Below are 17,674 nucleotides of genomic sequence, written 5' to 3'. Positions count from 1 at the left end.
CCTGGTCGGCGCTCATTGTGGGCAACTGGGCAAAGAGATGATCTGTGCGTCAGGCTCCCGAAGTGTCTGGGCATTCGGGAGCAGGGCGCTCATGAGAAGGGGGCCGAAATCGGCAGTCGCGGACAAGGCGATGCGGTGCCGCGATGCCGACGTGTCCGGTGAGGCGTCCTCGTCGAAGGTCACGAGCGTGCGGCCACGATGCTCTCCGTCGGTTTCTACCGAAATCGTGCACGAGGGGGACTCGTTCAAGCTGACCGAACCGAGGGCAATCGCTGCGGCAAGGGGGTCGTGCAACAGGCATTTGGAGTGGTCGAACTCCGGGTGTCGGTCGAGATAGTAGGCGAGCATCGTTGCAGCGAGTTGGACTGCCGGATCGGTGGATGCGGTCTGCAGCAGGTCCACGTCGGCTCGGGAAAGACTGTGATTGTTCGTGATGTCGAGCGGTACCAGCGTGAGATTCCGCCAGGGGGCAGAGAACACTTGCGATGCGGCCACGGGGTCGGCGAAGATGTTGGCCTCGGCGTGGGGGGAGACATTGCCGGGAACGAGGTGAGCGCCGCCCATGATGGTGATGGCACCGGCAGTTTCTGGGAGGGTTTCGTCGATCGCCAGTGCGACCGCGATGTTCGTCAGTGGGCCGAGAGCGATGATGTGAAGGCGGGACCCGATCTCGTGAGCCGTTGCGACCAGCCGTTCTGCGGCGGCCATATGGTCCGTGGGCGTTTGGGACGGAGGTAAGTCCAGGCCGGCGAACCCGTTGGGTCCGTGGATCCATTGAGCACCTCCCCAAAATTCCCCGGTCATCGGTTCCTGTCTTCCTACTGCGACCGGGATATCGGGGCGGCCGGTCAGCGCGAGCCAGCGACGCGCGTTCTCTGCGGCCTGGTCCACAGCGACATTGCCGGCAACTGCTCCGATGCCACGCAGATCGGCGTGGCATTTGATGAGGTATATCAACGCCAGCGCATCATCGATTCCCGGATCACAATCGACGTAGAAGACGGGGTCCCCACTGATTGAATTCTCTCCCATAGAAACGATTCTATCTTGAAAGCTGTTGTCGTTCTCTGTGACACGGTGACCCTCGGTCCGGATCATCGAGGATGATGCCCTCCCAGAAGCGGTGTACGGGGTCCCGCGGCGGCAACGCATGGAAGAACAAGACGAGCCAGGTGTCGAAGGACGCGGGCTCGTTGCTCTCGGCGTATCCGGCGGCAGGAGCATCGAAAGGGAAGACCGGTGAGATAGCGGGGGTCAGGTCTCGCACGCTGAGCAATGAGTTCGGTAAGAAGGCACCAGTGATCAGAATGCTGATTCGAGGGGCCAGGAGAAGTCAGCCTGTCGTGCGGTGGGCACCTTCGGTGATGGAGTTGTGAGGCCGGGTGGACCATGCTCCGGGCACGGTGTGGAGCGAGGCCACAGCACGGGCTGTGTCGATGAAATCCTGCACGGGCTTGGACGCGACATCCGTGCGCCAGGCGATGGACAGCGCCGTGGGCGGGATATCGGTCACCGGCACGAAGGCCAGGCTCGGTCTGCTGTAGAAGCGTTGCGTCGAGGCTTGTGAGAATGCCACGCCGCGCTCGGCGAGGATCGCTTCGAAGCATTCGTCGACGGTGGCGACGTCTGCGCCGACCCGCACCGGTTCGCCTTGGCGCGATTCTGTGGCCAGCCAGTAGTTTCGCCAGTTCTCGGGGGCTTTGCGTGCGACGAAGAACTCGTTGGTGACCTGTTGGACGCTCACCTCGGGCAACTGGGCGAGCGGATGGTTCGCGGACACGACCATCACGCGGGGTTCGACGAACAGGGTTTCCATGCCCAGCCAGTCCTGCATCAACAGTGGGGGCCGGACGAAGGCGACATCGGAGGATCCGTCGGCCAACCCGACATACGGGTCGGAGAAGTCGTAGGAGTGCATCTGGACCTGGATGCCCGGATGCAGCGACTGGAACGTGCTGAGAATGTGCGGTGTGAGCTCTGCAGCTGCGTTGCCTTGGAAGCCGATGACCAACTTGCGGGTACTGACGCCGTGGGCGGCTTCGCGGGTGAGGTTGACTGCTCGTTCGGCGTTCGCCAGCAACCGGCGGCTTTCGTCGAGCAGGATCTGGCCGGCAGGGGTCAGTTCGACATGCCTGCTGCTGCGCAGCAGCAGCACTGCGCCGAGGTTCTGCTCGAGTTTGCGGATCTGCACGCTCAGTGAGGGCTGAGCGATGTGCAGACGGGCGGCTGCGCGCCCGAAGTGCAGCTCTTCGGCAACTGCCACGAAATAGGACAGAAGTCGCAGGTCGAGCTGGGGTTGCATGTTTCCGAAGATAGACAACACCACCCCGAGAGACCAGTAGTCATTGCCTATCGATCCGGGCCGGATAGGTATTGGACGCACCCGGCGGACACGAGGTGTGATGGCTGTCATGGCCGGCACGGCATCCGGGAGGCCAGCACTTTCCGGATTCGGGTCGGCATACCGGAGCGAGTGCTCGCACTCGGCCTCGCTGTCTCCCTCATCGAAGGAATCCCACATGACCGTCACTACGCGTGCCCTCGACACGGCCGACTGGGCTGCCTCGTTCACCGAGGCGAACAACACCGACCCCGAGATCCAGGCACACGGCAAGTACTTCACCTGCTCGTACCTGCTCGACATGACCGACCACACGTTCGTCATCCAGATGAGCCGCGGCAACGTGGTGGACATCGCGATCGACCCCGGTCCGCTGGATGTGCCGTACCAGTTCGCGCTGCGTGCCAGCGCGGACACCTGGCGTAACTTCGGCGTCCCGGTGCCCGCCCCGATGTACCACGGCATCTGGGCCGCGAGCTTCCAGCGCGACATGAAGCTCGAAGGCGACATCCTGGTGCTGATGCAGAACCTGCGGTGCATCACCCGCCAGATCGAACTCCTGCGCACCGTCGGCGTCCCGGTCTGATCCTCCCACCCCCTTTGAGCCGTAAGGAACACTGATGAGCAAGATTTCCCCGGTCACCGGCCACTACGTCGACGTCGACGTCGACGGACTGCTGTACAAGGTCTTCTACCTCGAGAACGGCACCGGCCAGCCGCTGGTGTGCCAGCACACCGCCGGCTGCCACAACCACCAGTGGCGCGGTCTGCTCGAAGACGAGGAGATCACCGCCAACTACCGTGTCATCGCCTACGACCTGCCGCGGCACGGCAAGTCGGATCCGCCGGAGAACACCGAATGGTGGACCGAGGAATACCAGCTTTCCGCGGACCACTTCGCCAATTTCATCGTGGCGCTGTGCGACGCGCTCGAACTCGAGAACCCGATCTTCATGGGCTCCTCGTTCGGCGGGAACATCGCCCTGCAGCTTGCGCTTCGGCACCCTGACCGCTTCGCCGGCGTCATCCCTGTCGAGGGTGCGGACTACTCGCCCGGCTTCTACCTCGACTGGTGGCAGCACCCCCACGCCAACGCGGCACAGGTCTGCGCGAGCGGCGTGTGGGACCTCATGGCCCCGCAGTCGCCCGAGGCGGACCGCTGGAAGACCTGGTTCTACTACAGCCAGGGTTCCGAGTCCTTCCGCGGTGACCTGCACTTCTACTCGGTCGATCACGACCTGCGCGGAAAGCTCGCGGACATCGACGGTGACCGGTGCCCGGTTGTGATGCTGACCGGTGACTACGACTACCTCACCACCCCCGAGGACAGCGCCCGCACTGCGGGGCAGATCCCGAACGCCGAGTTCATCGAAATGAAGGAGATCGGCCACTTCCCGATGAGCGAAAACCACACGGTCTTCCGTGGATACCTCATCCGGGCACTCGAAATCCTCCAGGACAAGGCACGCAAGTCCGTCACCACCAGCTAGTACCCACTCGCCCGCTCGGGTGTGGCCACCGAACGCGGGTGGCCACACCCGAGCGACCTGCATCGGCCTCGGCACCCCCTTCGGATGCCGACTGGCCGGGCGTGGCGATGAACCTTCACACACTCGGCAGGAGCTATGACCCACACTCTCCCCGCGGGCGTCCCCACCCAACTCTGGATCGGTGGAAAACTCGTCGATTCGTCTACCGGCACCACTTTCCCCGTAGAGGACCCCGCGACCGGTGCCGTGATTGCGCATGTTGCCGACGCCGCGCCCGAGGACGGACGCCGAGCTCTCGAACACGCCACTACCGTGCAAGGGGACTGGGCGCGGACCCCCTCGCGTCGACGTGGCGAAATACTGCGCACCGCATTCGAACTCATCCATCAACGGGCAGACGACCTCGCGCGCACCATCACTCTCGAGATGGGTAAACCGCTCCACGAGGCGTATGCGGAGATCGAATACGGCGCATCATTCCTGCACTGGTTTGCCGAGGAAGCGAACCGAATCAGCGGGCGAATCTCGCCGTCCCCGTCGGGAACCGGCACCATCGTCGTCACCAGAGAACCGGTCGGGCCGGTACTGGCCATCACCCCCTGGAACTTTCCGCTGGCCATGGCCACGCGCAAGATCGGTCCAGCACTGGCGGCCGGATGTTCGATCATCGTCAAACCAGCGGCCGAAACGCCTTTGACGATGCTGCTGGTCGGTCAGATTTTCGCCGATGCGGGTCTGCCCGAGGGTGTGCTGTCGATTCTGCCGACCTCCGATGCTGCAGCGCTGACCGCACCACTGATCGACAGTGCTGATCTGCGTAAGATCACGTTTACCGGATCCACCGGTGTCGGCAAGCTGCTGGTTCGTCAATCAGCGGATCGGCTCCTGCGGATGTCGATGGAACTCGGAGGCAATGCCCCCTTCCTCGTGTTCGATGACGCTGATGTCGATGCAGCGGTCGACGGCGCGATGGCTGCAAAATTCCGCAACGGCGGCCAAGCATGTACAGCAGCCAACCGATTCCACGTCGCATGTAGCGTCGCAGAAGAGTTCAGCGAGAAGTTCACCGCACGCATCGGTGCCTTGCGCACCGGACACGGTCTCGAAGCAGGAACCGATATCGGACCGCTGATCACCGCGAAGCAGTGCGCCACCGTCGATGCTCTGGTCGAAGACGCCGTCGCGAAGGGTGCACGTATCCGCATCGGCGGTGGCCGTCCTGACGGGCCGGGAACGTTCTATTCCCCGACCGTTCTCGACGGTGTGAGTCCCGACGCGCGTCTGCTGCGTGAGGAGATTTTCGGCCCGGTAGCCGCGATCACCACCTTCGATACGGAGGACGAAGCGATCGCGGCGGCGAACAACACCGAATACGGCCTCGCTGCGTACTTCTACACCCAGAATCTCGACCGAGCGTCCCGAGTCGCCAACGCACTCGAGACCGGCATGGTCGGAATCAACCGAGGCATCATCGCCGACGCGGCCGCACCCTTCGGAGGGGTGAAGGAGTCCGGCTTCGGCCGCGAAGGATCGGTCGAAGGTATCGACGAGTATCTCGCCACCAAGTACATCGCACACTGATCACCAGTGGCAGCATCCAGACCGGCGAATGCCCCTGCCCTCAACAAACACTCGTGCGCCGGGGGCTGGTGAAGGACCCGCCGAACGGTGGGTCCTTCACCAGAGAGGTGGTTACCGCACTCGTTTGTGTGGCACTACCTGCACATCACCCTTGCGAAGGGGATCGGCAGGTCGACGCGGAACGTCCCGACGAGTGTCGAGTTCAGCTGTGGCCTCCTGCCCCCGGTCACCGGGGTAGGGGACAGCATCATTGATCTCCGCGCTCCACGTGGCGATCGCTTCGTCGACCTCGGTGTCGGCACTCTGGCGAGCGAGCACCAATGCGACGAGCGGCGTGGCCAGTATGATCGTGCCGAAAATGTATGCCGGAAGCATCAAATCGAGGAGCGTCGCGCCCTCCGGCATGGTGGCCGTCGGGTCCAAGGACGCGTGAACTCCAGCCATGCCGGTGTAGTGCAATGCCGCCACTGCACAACCCATCACCAGCGCGCCGAGCAGACGGGTGGCTCGGATGAATGCCGTTCGTACCAACCACAACGCGGCGATGGATGCCCCGATCCCGATAGCCACCGAGGCGGCGACGAGTACCGGGTCGTGGGACAGTTCGCCGCGAATGCGGATAGCGGCCATGCCGCAGTAGTGCATCAGGCTCACCGCGACGCCCATCACGGCGCCGCCGATCAGTAACGCCGACCTGTCCAGGATCGGACGCCCGGCCAAGGCCCGTAGATCGACCAGCCACAGCCCGAACAGGGTCGCGCTGATAGCGATGACCGCCGAGAGGATCGTCAGCATCGGGTCGTAGCGGATGATGGTGCCGGGCACCGCGAAGCCCATCATGGCGATGAAGTGGGTCATCCAGATCCCGACACCGCCGATGGACAGGGCTGCCATCACCAACCAGCGCCAGCGCGTCGGACCGAGTGGGGTGGTAGCGGCTCGGCGAGCGCAGGACAGGCCGACGAAGGACCCGGCGATCGAGGTGCCGTAGGCGAGAAAGAGCACCCACAGTCCCAGATCGAAATGGTGCATTTCGTGTGACATCAGTGTTCCTTACCAAGGCACGCTCAAGCACCTGCGCCGGCGGTCGCGTGCCGAACCGTCCGGGCAGGACTGCGATCTCGGCCCCCCGAGCAGCGACAGCAGCGTACCTAACGCGACTTATGTTTCAAACCAGACCAACGCAACGGGGCGACCCGGACAGCCTCGCCTCCTCGGTCGCGGCGGTTCCTTCGCTGAATGGTTGCCGACTCGACGTGGTGCACCGTGAAGGGCTGTATGCCCGATCTCCCTCAGGCAGTCAAAGGTCGAGTTCGTCGGCTGCACGATGTATGGACGAGTCTGCGTCCATGTACGGATTAAGGCTGAGGCCGTAGCAAAAACGATTGGCCTCTCCTTCGGCGGACGCCGGCCGTGGCGGTGGCGGACGCCACGCTGTCCGTCGGTGTCGGATTCCCGCTCGTTTCCTTCCGTCATCGCGTTGAGTTCGATCGCGACCGGTGGCGCGGCCGGTCGCCTGACCGCCGACGGGGCAGTCGACGACTCCGGCCCCCTGCGCCGGAAGTGTCGTGCCCCGTCGGCTCTCCTCGTCAGCAGAAGATCGCCGGCGAGAAGATCAGGCGGTGCTCGTGCAGATTATTCGTTTTCTGCAAGATCATGCGTATTTTGAACAGGCCCGGTCGGTCTGGTGTCCATGTTTCGTCGAATGTCCCCTTCGTTCGGGTCGTCGGGAGGCTGTGATTCGTCCCGTCTTCGTGGCGGATCCCGGCCGCAAGGGATCAGTCGATGTCAATTCGAATTGCAGCTACCGGAACACGGTTCGGATTCTGTGGCATCCAACGGTCGCGGTTGGAAGGCCGGAATGTGTCGGATCGCCGACTGTGTGCTCATATCGGTGCGGCAGCGACCCGAATCGAGATCGCGATCGCGGCGGTGTCGAGCATGTGGCAAGATGGGCCCGGAACTGGACTGGTCGTAGGAATCATTGCACGACAGCATATTTCGTATGTACTACAGGACTCTGTGCCGAAGGTTGTCCACCGCGTCGTCGAAAACATCCCCGAGTCGTAGATCGGTTCTGCTGGGGTGCTGGCGATGCGAGAGGCGCCGGACTCGGTGATATCCATGCCAGCGAAGCCGGGAAGTGTCCGAAGATGGGACAGCCATGTGAGGCGCACATCATGATGATGGCTTTCACGTGACCTGCACTACAGAAAGGCTAGGACATGTCGCCTCACTCTTCCTCTGCGGTCGGACTTGCTGATACCGAGGTGTCACTCGAGTTGGATGCGTTGATCATCGGTGCGGGAGTCGCCGGTTTGTATCAGCTGCATCAGCTTCGCGAGCTGGGGTTGCGGGTGCGCGCCTTCGATACCGCCTCCGACGTCGGCGGCACCTGGTACTGGAATCGTTATCCGGGTGCTCGATTCGATTCGGAGGCCTACATCTACCAGTACCTGTTTTCCGATGAGCTGTACAAGAACTGGAGCTGGAGTCAGCGTTTCCCCGGCCAACCCGAAATCGAGCAGTGGTTGCATTATGTGACCGACAGTCTCGATCTGCGTCGCGACATCCAATTCTCGACGACGATCACCAGCGCGCATTACGTCGAGGAGTCGAAGCGATGGATCGTACGCACCGATCGCGGGGACACGATTGCCACCCAGTTCCTGATCACCTGCGCCGGCATGCTGTCGGCACCGATGTCGTCGGTGTTCGAGGGCCAGGAAAGCTTCGCCGGCCCGATCTTCCACACCTCTCGATGGCCGAAGGAAGGCGCCGATGTCGCGGGCAAGAGGGTCGCAGTGATCGGTGTCGGCGCCACCGGGATTCAGGTCATCCAGACCATCGCCGAGAAGGTCGAACATCTGAAGGTGTTCATCCGTACACCGCAGTACGCCCTGCCGATGAAGAATCCGTCCTACGACGACCGGGATGTTGCCGCGTACAAGGAGCGCTTCGAGGAACTTCGCGCGACGTTGCCGCATACGTTCAGTGGCTTCGAGTACGACTTCGAGCATGCATGGGTCGACCTGACTCCCGAGCAACGGCGGGAAAGGCTCGAAGAGATCTATGACAACGGTTCACTCAAGCTCTGGCTCGCTTCTTTCGCGGAGGTGTTCTCCGATGACGAGGTCAGTGAGCAGGTGTCCGAGTTCGTGCGAGAGAAGATGCGTGCGCGACTGAAGGATCCGAAGCTGTGTGAACTGTTGATTCCGACCGACTACGGCTTCGGTACACACCGGGTACCGCTGGAAACCAACTATCTCGAGGTCTACCACCGTCCGAATGTCGAAGCAGTGGGGGTGCGCAGCAATCCGATCAGCCGCATCGTCCCGGAAGGGATCCTGTTGGAGGACGGCACGCTGCACGAAGTCGACGTCATCATCCTGGCCACGGGATTCGATGCGGGATCCGGCGCGCTGACACGAATCGATATCCGTGGACGTGAGGATCGATCGCTCGCGAGCGACTGGGCGCGTGACATCCGCACGACGATGGGCCTGATGGTGCACGGCTATCCCAACATGCTGACCACCGGCGCCCCGCTCGCCCCCTCTGCAGCACTGTGCAACATGACCACCTGTCTGCAGCAACAGACGGAATGGATCACCGAGTGCATCCGGCACATGCGTGAGCACGGGTACACCGTCATCGAACCGACCGTCGAGGGTGAGGATGAATGGGTCGCCCACCACGACGAAACCGCGAATGCCACGCTGATCTCGAAGACCAATTCCTGGTACAACGGCGCGAACGTTCCCGGAAAACCTCGCCGCGTGCTGTCCTACACCGGTGGGGTCGGCACCTACCGAGAACTCACTCTTGCGGCCGCCGCGTCCGGCTACAAGGGATTCCAGCTGAGCTGACCTTCTCGGATATCCGACCCCTGCGGTCGACCACTGCTCGTCTCACGGCGGCGTAGGTGCATGTCCATTGGGTGAGCACGCGCTGCTACCGCTTTCTCATAGCTCAGGAGGACGATCTCGATGATCGACAACCCGTACTACACGCACGACTTCCACGGTGATTACGACCTGATCGGCATCGGAGCCCTCGACCTCGAGGAGGGTGGCTCGATCCCGGACTGCCGGCTCGCGGTGGCAACGTTCGGAACGCTGAACGAAGCCAAGGACAACGCAATCCTCATCCCCACCTGGTACTCGGGGACCCATCAGATCTGGCGTGACGCATACATCGGTCCTGACCATGCTCTCGACCCGAACAAGTATTTCATCGTCTGCGTGGATCAGATCGGCAACGGTCTGTCGACGTCTCCGCACAACGCCACCGGCGTCAACGCAGAGATCGCCATGTCGAAGTTCCCTCGTGTTCGGATCGGGGACAATGTCGTGGCCCAGGAGCGGCTGCTCCGGGAGCATTTCGGTATCGAACGCCTCGCGTTGGTGACGGGAGGCTCCATGGGAGCTCAGCAGACCTACGAATGGGCGGTGAGGTTCCCCGACAAGGTTCTGCGCGCCGCACCGATTGCCGGTACGGCACGCAACACTCCCGGTGATTTCCTGATCGCGGAGATCATGCGCGAAGCGATCCTGTCGGATCCGGGCTGGAACGGCGGCGAATACACCTCGCATACGCAGGTCGTCGACGGCCTCACCAGGCAGGCTCACATCTGGGGAGTGCTCGGATTCTCGACCGAGTTCTGGAAGCAAGAAGTATGGCGAGCAATGGAGTTCGATTCCCTGGACGCGTTCCTGACCGGATTCCTCGAGCCCTACTTCACGGCGATGGATCCCAACGCACTCCTCACTCAATCCTGGGCCTGGCAACGTGGTGACGTCTCCCGGCATACCGGGGGAGACCTGGCCGCTGCACTCGGACGGATCACCGCCAAGACCTTCGTGATTCCCATCGACGAAGACCAGTTGTTCCCGGTTCGCGACTGTGCTGCCGAGCAGGAACTGATCAAGGGCAGTGAACTGCGCGTGGTCGAAGATGTGCTCGGGCATCTGGGTCTGTTCGCTGTCGCTCCGACCTACATGCCGCAGATCGACCGCCACCTTGCGGATCTTCTCGCGATCGAGGTCTGAAGCGGTGCCGCCACGACAACGGTCCACGTGGGCGGGACGGTAGTGAGTGTGCCCGCCGGCGGTCGTGGCGGCAGAGAACACCGAGATTTTCGCGCGGTTGCCGGCGATGTCGACCTCTATGCGTAGGGCGGGGCAGGTGATGGAACGGGCTCGGCTTCCCCTGGGGGTGAAGCCGAGCCCGGTGATCCGGTCGCCGTCGACGACCTGACGTCAGTCTCCTGATGGTGGTGTGCACCCCGGATCCCGGCAGTCGGTGGTCCGGGGAGTAGGCGCGGTGCGGACCGCGAGTGCCGACCTCCGGCCGGCGGGGTGGTCGTACCCGCCCCCGTTACTGCCGTTGGAGACGGCAGGTTGATGTCCTATTCTGGGACATCCATCGAATGTGATGTGCGGCACATTGAGGGGGATGACAGTACTGCGACCTGCAAGGAAATGTGATGGACAGTGACAACCGCCGACGCCGTGTGACCACCACCCGGCACCTCCATGACCTCGCCGGTTCCCCCTCCGAGGACGTCTCGCCCCTCATCGCACAGTCATGGCGACGCTCACGTCAGGCGGGTGTCATCCCGGACGGCTCGCACCTTCCACAGCTGCAGTACGTCGAAGACCTCGACCTTCGCCGACGACTGGTGCAATGCGCCCTGCCGATCCTCGATCGGCTCCATGACGACCTGTCCGACATGTCCCTCAGTGTCGCGTTGAGTGACGAGCATGCGCGTGTGCTGGTCCGGCGGGACAATGATCCCGTCCTCGCCGCGAAGCTGGACAAGGTGTACTTCGCTCCCGGGTTCACCTACGCCGAAGAGCTCGTCGGTACCAATGGAGTGGGCACAGCCCTCGAGACCGGGATGGCCGTCTACGTCGACGGCGCTCAGCACTATCACGAATCGATCCAGTACTTCACCTGTGCCGGCGCGCCCATTCACAACCCCACCACCGGTCGTGTCGAAGGACTGATCGACATCACAGGCTTGACCCACACATCGAACCCGTTGATGCGCCAGCTCGCCCTTGGAGCGGCTCGTGATATCGAGTCGGCTCTTCGCGCCACGGGATCGATCAAGCAACAGCTCGTGCTCGGCGAGTTCCTCGTAGCCTGTCGGCGCCGGCAGACGGCGGTGTACTCACTCAGTTGCGGTGTTTTCATGTCGAACGAGATCGGCTCGCGCCTTCTCGACCCGATCGACGAGGCTTTTCTCCGCGAGGAAGCACAGTCGATGCTCGATCCGTCACGAGTTGCCCAGTTCGACCTGCGCCTTCCGTCCGGAGGTAGCATCACCGTCAAGCGCACCCTCGTCGAACATGGCGGCGACATCGCCGGCATCGTCCTCGAAGTCGAGGCGACATCGTGTCCCACGAAGACCGTGCAACCCCGGCGCACGGTTCCCGTGTTTCCGGGGGTGGCGGGGTCTTCGCTCCAATGGAACCGGTGTCGAGGGGAGTTGACGTCCCTCGCCGCGACAGATGCCAACGTGATCCTCAAAGGTGAACCCGGAAGCGGCAAACTCACTCTCGTTCGGGGCATGCACCTGTACAAGAATCCGCAGGCCCCGATTGTCGTCGTGGATTGCTCTGCTGGAAAGTCCGCTCACGAGGAATTGCGCACTGCGCTCGACTCCGCAGCGACCACGATCGTCCTTCGTCGCATCGACCGACTCGACGCGAGCACCGATGAGCTCTTTGCCGACCTCATATCCGCCGACCAGCACCGATACCCCGCTCGGTGGATCGTCGCGACCACATCCACTGATGGGGACGCACTTCAGAATTCTGCTCTCGCCGAGCATTTCATCGCCACCGTCGAGGTCCCCGCATTGCGTCATCACCCCGATGACATCCCGGACATCATCCGAATGCACCTTGCACCTCACCGCGAAACCGCTTTCAGCGACGACACGATGCGAACCCTGAAGAAGTACCATTGGCCCGGCAACGTCCGTGAACTGGTCGACACTCTCAATCACGTACTTCGCGCCAAGCCCGCGGGAACGATCGCAGTAGCTGATCTGCCTTCAGCGCTCAGCTCCGCGCCTCGCCGGACGATGACGGCAATGGAAAGAGTCGAGCGCGATGCCATAGTGGCTGCGTTACGGGACAGCGGTGGCAATCGCGTCGCCGCCGCGAAGTTACTGGGGATCGCGAGGTCGTCTCTCTACCGCAAGATCGACACGTTCGGCATCCACGTGTGATCGCGCAGAATGCGGTGATCCGAGAGTCGTCCTATGGCCTTGCGTCCGGTAGCGGTGACTGTCGGAAGGTGCAGTTGATTTCATGCCGGAGAGCAGGTTTCCGGCGCACCAGGTCTGATCGCAGGTGCTCGGGTAGTTCAGTCTGCCCGGGGAGGTGTGACTGAATGTGTAGTCCTGACCATTGAATTCACGCACGATCGCGTGGTGGTCGATCATGCCGGAGGCCGACCGCGGTGCCGGGGCACAGTTGAACACACACGATGTCGTTGTTGTATCTGTTTGTGGTGTCGAGCTGCCTACGCCCTGGGCAAGCGTGGCGGTGGCGCGCGCTTCCAGGGCAGGTGGGCTGCTCTCTCGCGATCGGTATGCAGCACAGCCCGACCGGACTCATGGCCGAGTATCAGGGTGCAGGATGGTTCGTCTCCGGGCGACCTCGGGAAACCGATCGCCCTCGCGGCAAGCCCGTGGGAGATGGTGTTCGCGCTCGACCTGTTGCACCCAGACCTCGAACGGCGTGGCAACACCACACCGCTGCGGGTGTTTCGACACCCGCAGCGGTGTGGTTTCCGTGCGTCGGGTGGGGGATTTCACCCGATCTCGTTGATGTCGTCGTGTGGCTGTTCGGCGAGCGCGCCGGTTACGCGAGCGGTCAACGGATCGAGGTCGATGTCCGGTGCCGCGGCTTGGGATGGAACCGGGTCAGGAAAGGGCTCGATAGACGGCGGTCTCCATGTCGAGGTAACCACCGAGTGAGCCGGGGTCGGCGAACGGGAAGATCTGCGTCGCCCAGTAGCCTCCGATCTTGTTGTGCCGGTCGATCCAGTAGTAGAGGTTGGCCAGGCCTGCCCAGGCGAGAGAGCCTGCGGGACGGCCCGTGGGTGCTTCGGTTTCGTTGGTCATGAACGTGTAGCACCAGCCCTTGCGCTGGCCAGGGAAGAACTCGGCGTCGTTCGACAGCGACCCGATGACACCCGGAAGCATCTTCACGGTCAGGTCGCCGAGGTCGTTCCTGGTCGCCCACTCGACGGTGTCGGGGCGGAGGATGACGGTGCCGTCGTCTGCCTTGCCGTCGTTGAGCCACATCCGGATGAAGGCGAGATAGTCACCGACGGTGGAGAACAGTCCGTGCCCACCCATGTCGACCTCGGGCGGGGTGGGGATGACGAAATCGGTGGCCTGGAGCCCGTCGTCGGTGCGCTGGTGCATGGTCGCCAGACGCGCACGCATGTCGTCGGACGGAGTGAAGGACGTCGATGTCATGCCGAGTGGGTCGAGGACTCGTGTCTTCAGCGCCTCGCCGAGGCGGGTGCCGACGATGCCTTCGATCACCTGGCCTGCCCAGTCGATATTCGAGCCGTACTCCCACTGGGTGCCGGGATCGAACAGCAGCGGTGTCTTGAGCGCGTCCTTGGTGGCGGTGACGATGCTGGGCTGACCGTGGTTCTCGGCGAGGCGGTTGTACGTCTCGTTGAAGAAGTCGTATCCGAAGCCGGCGGTGTGCAGCAGTAGTTGGCGGGTCGTGATGTCGGTCTTCGGTGCTCGCAGCAGCGGCTCACCGTTCGAGTCGAAGCCCTCGATGACCTGGAGTTCGCCGATCGCGGGCGCGTACTCCTCGGCCGGGGAATCCAGGTCGAGATCACCGGATTCCACGAGTTGCAGCGCCACGGTGCCGGTGAGGGCTTTGGTGGTCGAGAAGATGCTGAAGACGGTGTCATCGGTCATCGGTTGATCGTTGTCGACAGACCGCACCCCGGCGGACTCGATGAACAGGGTTTCCTGGTCGTTCGTCATGCCCGCTACTACTCCGGGCACGGCACCGCTGTTCACCGTGGTGTGGATGACTTCGCGGGCTGAGTCGACGACGCGCTGGGTATCGGACATGGGAGGTTGTTCCTCTCGTTCGGTCGACAGTGACGCTGCTCCAAGTTTCATGAACGTGTGATGGGTGTCTCAACCGACGCGGCGGCGCAGTTTCGCTCTGTTTCCCCGCCGAATGGCGGGTCCCTCGGTCGAGCGGTCGCCGTATTCTCGATCCGAGTCTTCGAGGAGGTGACGTGACGATGGCCCGAGCCGTGCCCCATCCACCATTCGATGCCGAACTCAAGGCGGGATTGGCTGTGGTAGGCGGTATGTTCCCTCCGACCATCACTGCGGACCTGATCGAGTTCATGCGTACGTCCTATGCGTCCCCTCCGATGGACGAGGAATTCGACCGCCGGCGGATCGCGGTGAACGACGTGACCTTCCCCGGGGGTGATGGCGCTGCCGTCAACGCTGCGGTGCTTCGTTCCCGGGACTTCAGCGGGCCCCGTCCTGCGGTGCTGTACGCGCACTCCGGAGGATTGATGTTCGGAGACATGTTCAGCGGCCTGGACCTGGTGCTGGACTGGGTGACCGAACTGGGGGCGGTTCTTGTCACGGTCGATTATCGTTTGGCCCCTGAGTATCCCGACCCCTACCCGCGTGAGGACATGTATGCCGCCCTGGAGTGGTTGGCTGCGCATGTCACCGATCTGGACGTGCGGGCGGACCGGATCCTGGTCGCCGGTGCCAGCTCCGGTGGCGGACTGGCAGCCGGTCTCGCGCTGGCTGCGCGGGACCGCGGTGGTCCCCGGTTGTGTGGGCAGGTGCTCGACTATCCGATGCTCGACGACCGGTGCATGACCGCTTCGATCGAGCAGTTCGACGGTATCGGTGTGTGGGACCGGATCAGCAACGAAACCGGCTGGACCGCCCTGCTGGGTGAGCAGCGGGGCACCGACCTTGTCTCGCCGTATGCAGCCCCGGCCCGCGCGCAGAATCTGCGCGGATTGCCGCCGGCCTTCATCGACGTCGGTGCGGCCGAGATCTTCCGGGACGAGGCGATCGACTATGCCAACAGGATCTGGCAAGCCGGTGGCGATGCCGAGTTGCACGTATGGTCCGGCGCCTTTCACGCGTGCGACATTTTCGCCCCGCACACCAGCGTGGGCCGGTCCATGATCCGGACCCGCAACACCTGGGTCGAGAAAATCCTTGCGGACTGAGGGCAGGAACGAACATGCAAGAGCTACTCGGACGGATCGCCCGCCTCGATCCCAGCGCCAGTTTGGGTCTGCGTGTCATCGCGTGCTTCGACGAGTTGATCGTCGGCAACGTCAACACCCGTGCCCTGCTGGCAACCGCTGCCGCGCTGGCCGGTTGTACTGCAGGGTTCCGGCAGAGCGTCCCGCCGCGGACTCTACGAGTCACTCCGAAAGGAGAAGCAGTGCAGGGCGAATCGCCGACAGATCCTTCGAATCTGCACGTGGCGTCGGAGGACGGCATCGACGTCTGGCTCGAACGCGACGGTGCTGCTGGGCCGAACGACGCACTCATCCTCGAGCGCTTGGCACTGGCCGTGCGGATCCGGAACGGGCGTGGAGCCCGGGAGATCGACAATCGCCGCCACCTCGGCATACTCACCGGTCGCGAGAGCACTCCCGACGAGCGGTTGACCGCGGCGAGCGCGCTCGGCTTGTCGGCAACGGGCATGTATCGCCTCGTGGTGGCCCCGCTGTTCGCGGTGTGGCGCAATCATCCCGCCGGTCCGGAGGACGTGATTGCCACCCCGTTCGGTCCGGTCCACGCCATCGTTGTGCCGGAGCGGTACCCGCCGTTCGGCGCTTCGCCGTGCGGTATCGGAACAGCCACGCCGCCGGACTCGTTGGATCGGTCGTTCCGGACCGCGATGGTCGCTCTGCGCCTGTGCCGAGCCCCGAAGGAACCCCAGGTTGTTGCCGACTCCTACGGGGGTCTGATCGAACTGCTTGCCGACGCCGATGAGCACGCTCCGCACAGCGACGCCGACCGTGTCGAGGCCATCGCACACTACGCCTGGGGGATGGAGACGATCGATGCCGTCGTCGCTGCGCAGTCCGTTCGGGAAGCGGCGCGACTGCTCAACATCCACCACAGCACGCTTCAGAGCAGGATCGATACCATCACTGCGACACTCGGTTTCAACCCGTTCGAGGGATTCGGGCGCAGCCGGCTCGGGGCAGCGTTCCTGCTGCATCGCTTGCGTACGTCGACGGTCCTCGACCTGCCGGCGGCTGCGGCACCCGGCAATGTCGCCGTGCTCGGTCCTGCTCGTCACGCGACGGTATGAGGCCGTCAACGCTTCACGATGTGGTCTCGGTCATCTCTGTGCCGGTTCGGCGCGTTGGCGTGTCGGTGATCGCCGGAAGTGGCACATCGTTGTGCGGGTGATGTCCCTGCGACGTCAGCTCCGGGCGGCGGAGCCGTCTTCATCCCAGTCGGGTAGGGCCGGCACTCGGGTGGCGAGGGCGGTATCGGCGACGATCAGCACGACTGCGATTGCGCGAGCCAGAGGCTGGATTACGAGGCTGGAAATCATCAGAAAACGGTCTTCCTTGGTCGTGGGTCGTCCGGTGGAGCCGGGGCGTCCCGTCGGGAGAACGGGTCTGCCGATCGTGGTCGGACCTGCCATCTACGTGCCGGAGTTGATCGTCCGGGCGGATCGGCTCGGACGACAGCAGCGGTAGTCGATTGTTCAACCATAATTATGCTACTCGGTTCCGAAAATCAAGTCGATCATGCCACGGAACCGAACGAGCAGCCGACATCGATGGTGCACCCTCCGATCGGATGTCCGAATCTCTTCTGCATGAGCGGTACCGTCCATGTTCGCAGGTGAACGTAAAGAGGATTCCGATAAGGGGGCGGGATTGGACGGTGAGAGCGATCGGCATACCGACTGTCCCGCAGGTAAATACCGGCGAACGGCACCGGCGGGACATGGCGAGCTCATCGACCGAACGGATGGCACACAGCCCCGCCCTGCGCCGCACGGTATGGAGGGCCCGGATGCCCTGCCCGTTGGAGGAGGGGGGACAGGCAGGGCATCCGGGACGGGGTCGGTTCACCGACCGGGATCCACGGTCCGCCGACAGGGGGTGACGGGTCGTGGTGGGTGTCGCAAGATCATGTTGTCGGTCGCTTCGCGCGTCGCCTATCTTTACGGTACCGGGTACCCAA

The 17,674-nt window shown here is 63.3% G+C and carries 12 protein-coding genes; 8 read left to right on the top strand and 4 right to left on the bottom strand.

Annotation, left to right across the window (positions count from 1 at the left end):
- Positions 1 to 12: 12 nt before the first annotated feature.
- Both ACNJ7K_RS11115 and ACNJ7K_RS11110 read right to left on the bottom strand, forming a co-directional pair.
- On the bottom strand, positions 13 to 1,032 hold the full coding sequence (locus ACNJ7K_RS11115) for a nucleoside hydrolase (protein ID WP_487041695.1): 1,020 nt from the start codon (positions 1,030 to 1,032) through the stop codon (positions 13 to 15).
- Positions 1,033 to 1,333: 301 nt separating this feature from the next.
- The gene (locus ACNJ7K_RS11110; RefSeq protein ID WP_301179096.1) at positions 1,334 to 2,521 is read right to left on the bottom strand and encodes a LysR family transcriptional regulator; all 1,188 of its coding nucleotides are present in this window, start codon (positions 2,519 to 2,521) and stop codon (positions 1,334 to 1,336) included.
- Between ACNJ7K_RS11110 and ACNJ7K_RS11105 the strand changes: the two genes are divergently transcribed.
- The 3 genes from ACNJ7K_RS11105 (at position 2,520) to ACNJ7K_RS11095 (ending at position 5,412) form a co-directional block, all read left to right on the top strand.
- Positions 2,520 to 2,927, top strand: a complete 408-nt coding sequence (locus ACNJ7K_RS11105) for a hypothetical protein (RefSeq protein ID WP_088898932.1) — start codon at positions 2,520 to 2,522, stop codon at positions 2,925 to 2,927. The genes ACNJ7K_RS11110 and ACNJ7K_RS11105 overlap by 2 nt on opposite strands.
- A 34-nt stretch (positions 2,928 to 2,961) precedes the next feature.
- Positions 2,962 to 3,831: an alpha/beta fold hydrolase gene (locus tag ACNJ7K_RS11100; RefSeq protein WP_088898931.1), complete on the top strand. Its 870-nt coding sequence runs from the start codon at positions 2,962 to 2,964 to the stop codon at positions 3,829 to 3,831.
- 135 nt (positions 3,832 to 3,966) lie between these two features.
- The gene (locus ACNJ7K_RS11095; RefSeq protein WP_487041694.1) at positions 3,967 to 5,412 is read left to right on the top strand and encodes an NAD-dependent succinate-semialdehyde dehydrogenase; all 1,446 of its coding nucleotides are present in this window, start codon (positions 3,967 to 3,969) and stop codon (positions 5,410 to 5,412) included.
- 111 nt (positions 5,413 to 5,523) lie between these two features.
- Here the strand turns inward: ACNJ7K_RS11095 and ACNJ7K_RS11090 are convergent, their stop codons facing one another.
- Complete coding sequence (locus tag ACNJ7K_RS11090) at positions 5,524 to 6,456, bottom strand: MHYT domain-containing protein (RefSeq protein ID WP_225623859.1); 933 nt, start codon at positions 6,454 to 6,456, stop codon at positions 5,524 to 5,526.
- Positions 6,457 to 7,682: 1,226 nt separating this feature from the next.
- Between ACNJ7K_RS11090 and ACNJ7K_RS11085 the strand changes: the two genes are divergently transcribed.
- The 3 genes from ACNJ7K_RS11085 (at position 7,683) to ACNJ7K_RS11075 (ending at position 12,655) form a co-directional block, all read left to right on the top strand.
- On the top strand, positions 7,683 to 9,281 hold the full coding sequence (locus tag ACNJ7K_RS11085; RefSeq protein ID WP_487041693.1) for a flavin-containing monooxygenase: 1,599 nt from the start codon (positions 7,683 to 7,685) through the stop codon (positions 9,279 to 9,281).
- 120 nt (positions 9,282 to 9,401) lie between these two features.
- Positions 9,402 to 10,463 carry an alpha/beta fold hydrolase gene (locus ACNJ7K_RS11080; RefSeq protein WP_088898927.1) on the top strand — a complete coding sequence of 354 codons (1,062 nt, stop codon included), beginning with the start codon at positions 9,402 to 9,404 and terminating at the stop codon, positions 10,461 to 10,463.
- A gap of 464 nt (positions 10,464 to 10,927) precedes the next feature.
- Positions 10,928 to 12,655: a sigma-54-dependent Fis family transcriptional regulator gene (locus ACNJ7K_RS11075; RefSeq protein ID WP_225623860.1), complete on the top strand. Its 1,728-nt coding sequence runs from the start codon at positions 10,928 to 10,930 to the stop codon at positions 12,653 to 12,655.
- A gap of 699 nt (positions 12,656 to 13,354) precedes the next feature.
- On the opposite strand, the gene acmB is transcribed toward ACNJ7K_RS11075, so the two are convergent.
- Complete coding sequence (gene acmB, locus ACNJ7K_RS11070) at positions 13,355 to 14,536, bottom strand: methyl acetate hydrolase AcmB (RefSeq protein ID WP_088898925.1); 1,182 nt, start codon at positions 14,534 to 14,536, stop codon at positions 13,355 to 13,357.
- 179 nt (positions 14,537 to 14,715) lie between these two features.
- Between acmB and ACNJ7K_RS11065 the strand changes: the two genes are divergently transcribed.
- Together ACNJ7K_RS11065 and ACNJ7K_RS11060 are read left to right on the top strand one after the other, a co-directional pair.
- Positions 14,716 to 15,681 (top strand): alpha/beta hydrolase, encoded by a 966-nt coding sequence (locus ACNJ7K_RS11065; protein ID WP_172415008.1) that lies wholly within the window; start codon positions 14,716 to 14,718, stop codon positions 15,679 to 15,681.
- A gap of 14 nt (positions 15,682 to 15,695) precedes the next feature.
- Positions 15,696 to 16,784 (top strand): helix-turn-helix domain-containing protein, encoded by a 1,089-nt coding sequence (locus ACNJ7K_RS11060; protein ID WP_088898924.1) that lies wholly within the window; start codon positions 15,696 to 15,698, stop codon positions 16,782 to 16,784.
- The last annotated feature ends 890 nt before the right edge of the window (positions 16,785 to 17,674 follow it).

Origin of the sequence: Rhodococcus shunpengi (genome assembly GCF_048381395.1) — a bacterium.
Taxonomy (GTDB): domain Bacteria; phylum Actinomycetota; class Actinomycetes; order Mycobacteriales; family Mycobacteriaceae; genus Rhodococcus.
Note: the sequence above shows the minus strand (reverse complement) of the source record. Positions and strands in the feature narration are given on the sequence as shown.

Coding starts and splice junctions, on each gene's coding strand:
- ACNJ7K_RS11115 (WP_487041695.1), bottom strand. CDS start 1,032: ATGGGAGAGAATTCAATCAGTGGGGACCCCGTCTTCTACGTCGATTGT.
- ACNJ7K_RS11105 (WP_088898932.1), top strand. CDS start 2,520: ATGACCGTCACTACGCGTGCCCTCGACACGGCCGACTGGGCTGCCTCG.
- ACNJ7K_RS11110 (WP_301179096.1), bottom strand. CDS start 2,521: ATGTGGGATTCCTTCGATGAGGGAGACAGCGAGGCCGAGTGCGAGCAC.
- ACNJ7K_RS11100 (WP_088898931.1), top strand. CDS start 2,962: ATGAGCAAGATTTCCCCGGTCACCGGCCACTACGTCGACGTCGACGTC.
- ACNJ7K_RS11095 (WP_487041694.1), top strand. CDS start 3,967: ATGACCCACACTCTCCCCGCGGGCGTCCCCACCCAACTCTGGATCGGT.
- ACNJ7K_RS11090 (WP_225623859.1), bottom strand. CDS start 6,456: ATGTCACACGAAATGCACCATTTCGATCTGGGACTGTGGGTGCTCTTT.
- ACNJ7K_RS11080 (WP_088898927.1), top strand. CDS start 9,402: ATGATCGACAACCCGTACTACACGCACGACTTCCACGGTGATTACGAC.
- acmB (WP_088898925.1), bottom strand. CDS start 14,536: ATGTCCGATACCCAGCGCGTCGTCGACTCAGCCCGCGAAGTCATCCAC.
- ACNJ7K_RS11065 (WP_172415008.1), top strand. CDS start 14,716: ATGGCCCGAGCCGTGCCCCATCCACCATTCGATGCCGAACTCAAGGCG.
- ACNJ7K_RS11060 (WP_088898924.1), top strand. CDS start 15,696: ATGCAAGAGCTACTCGGACGGATCGCCCGCCTCGATCCCAGCGCCAGT.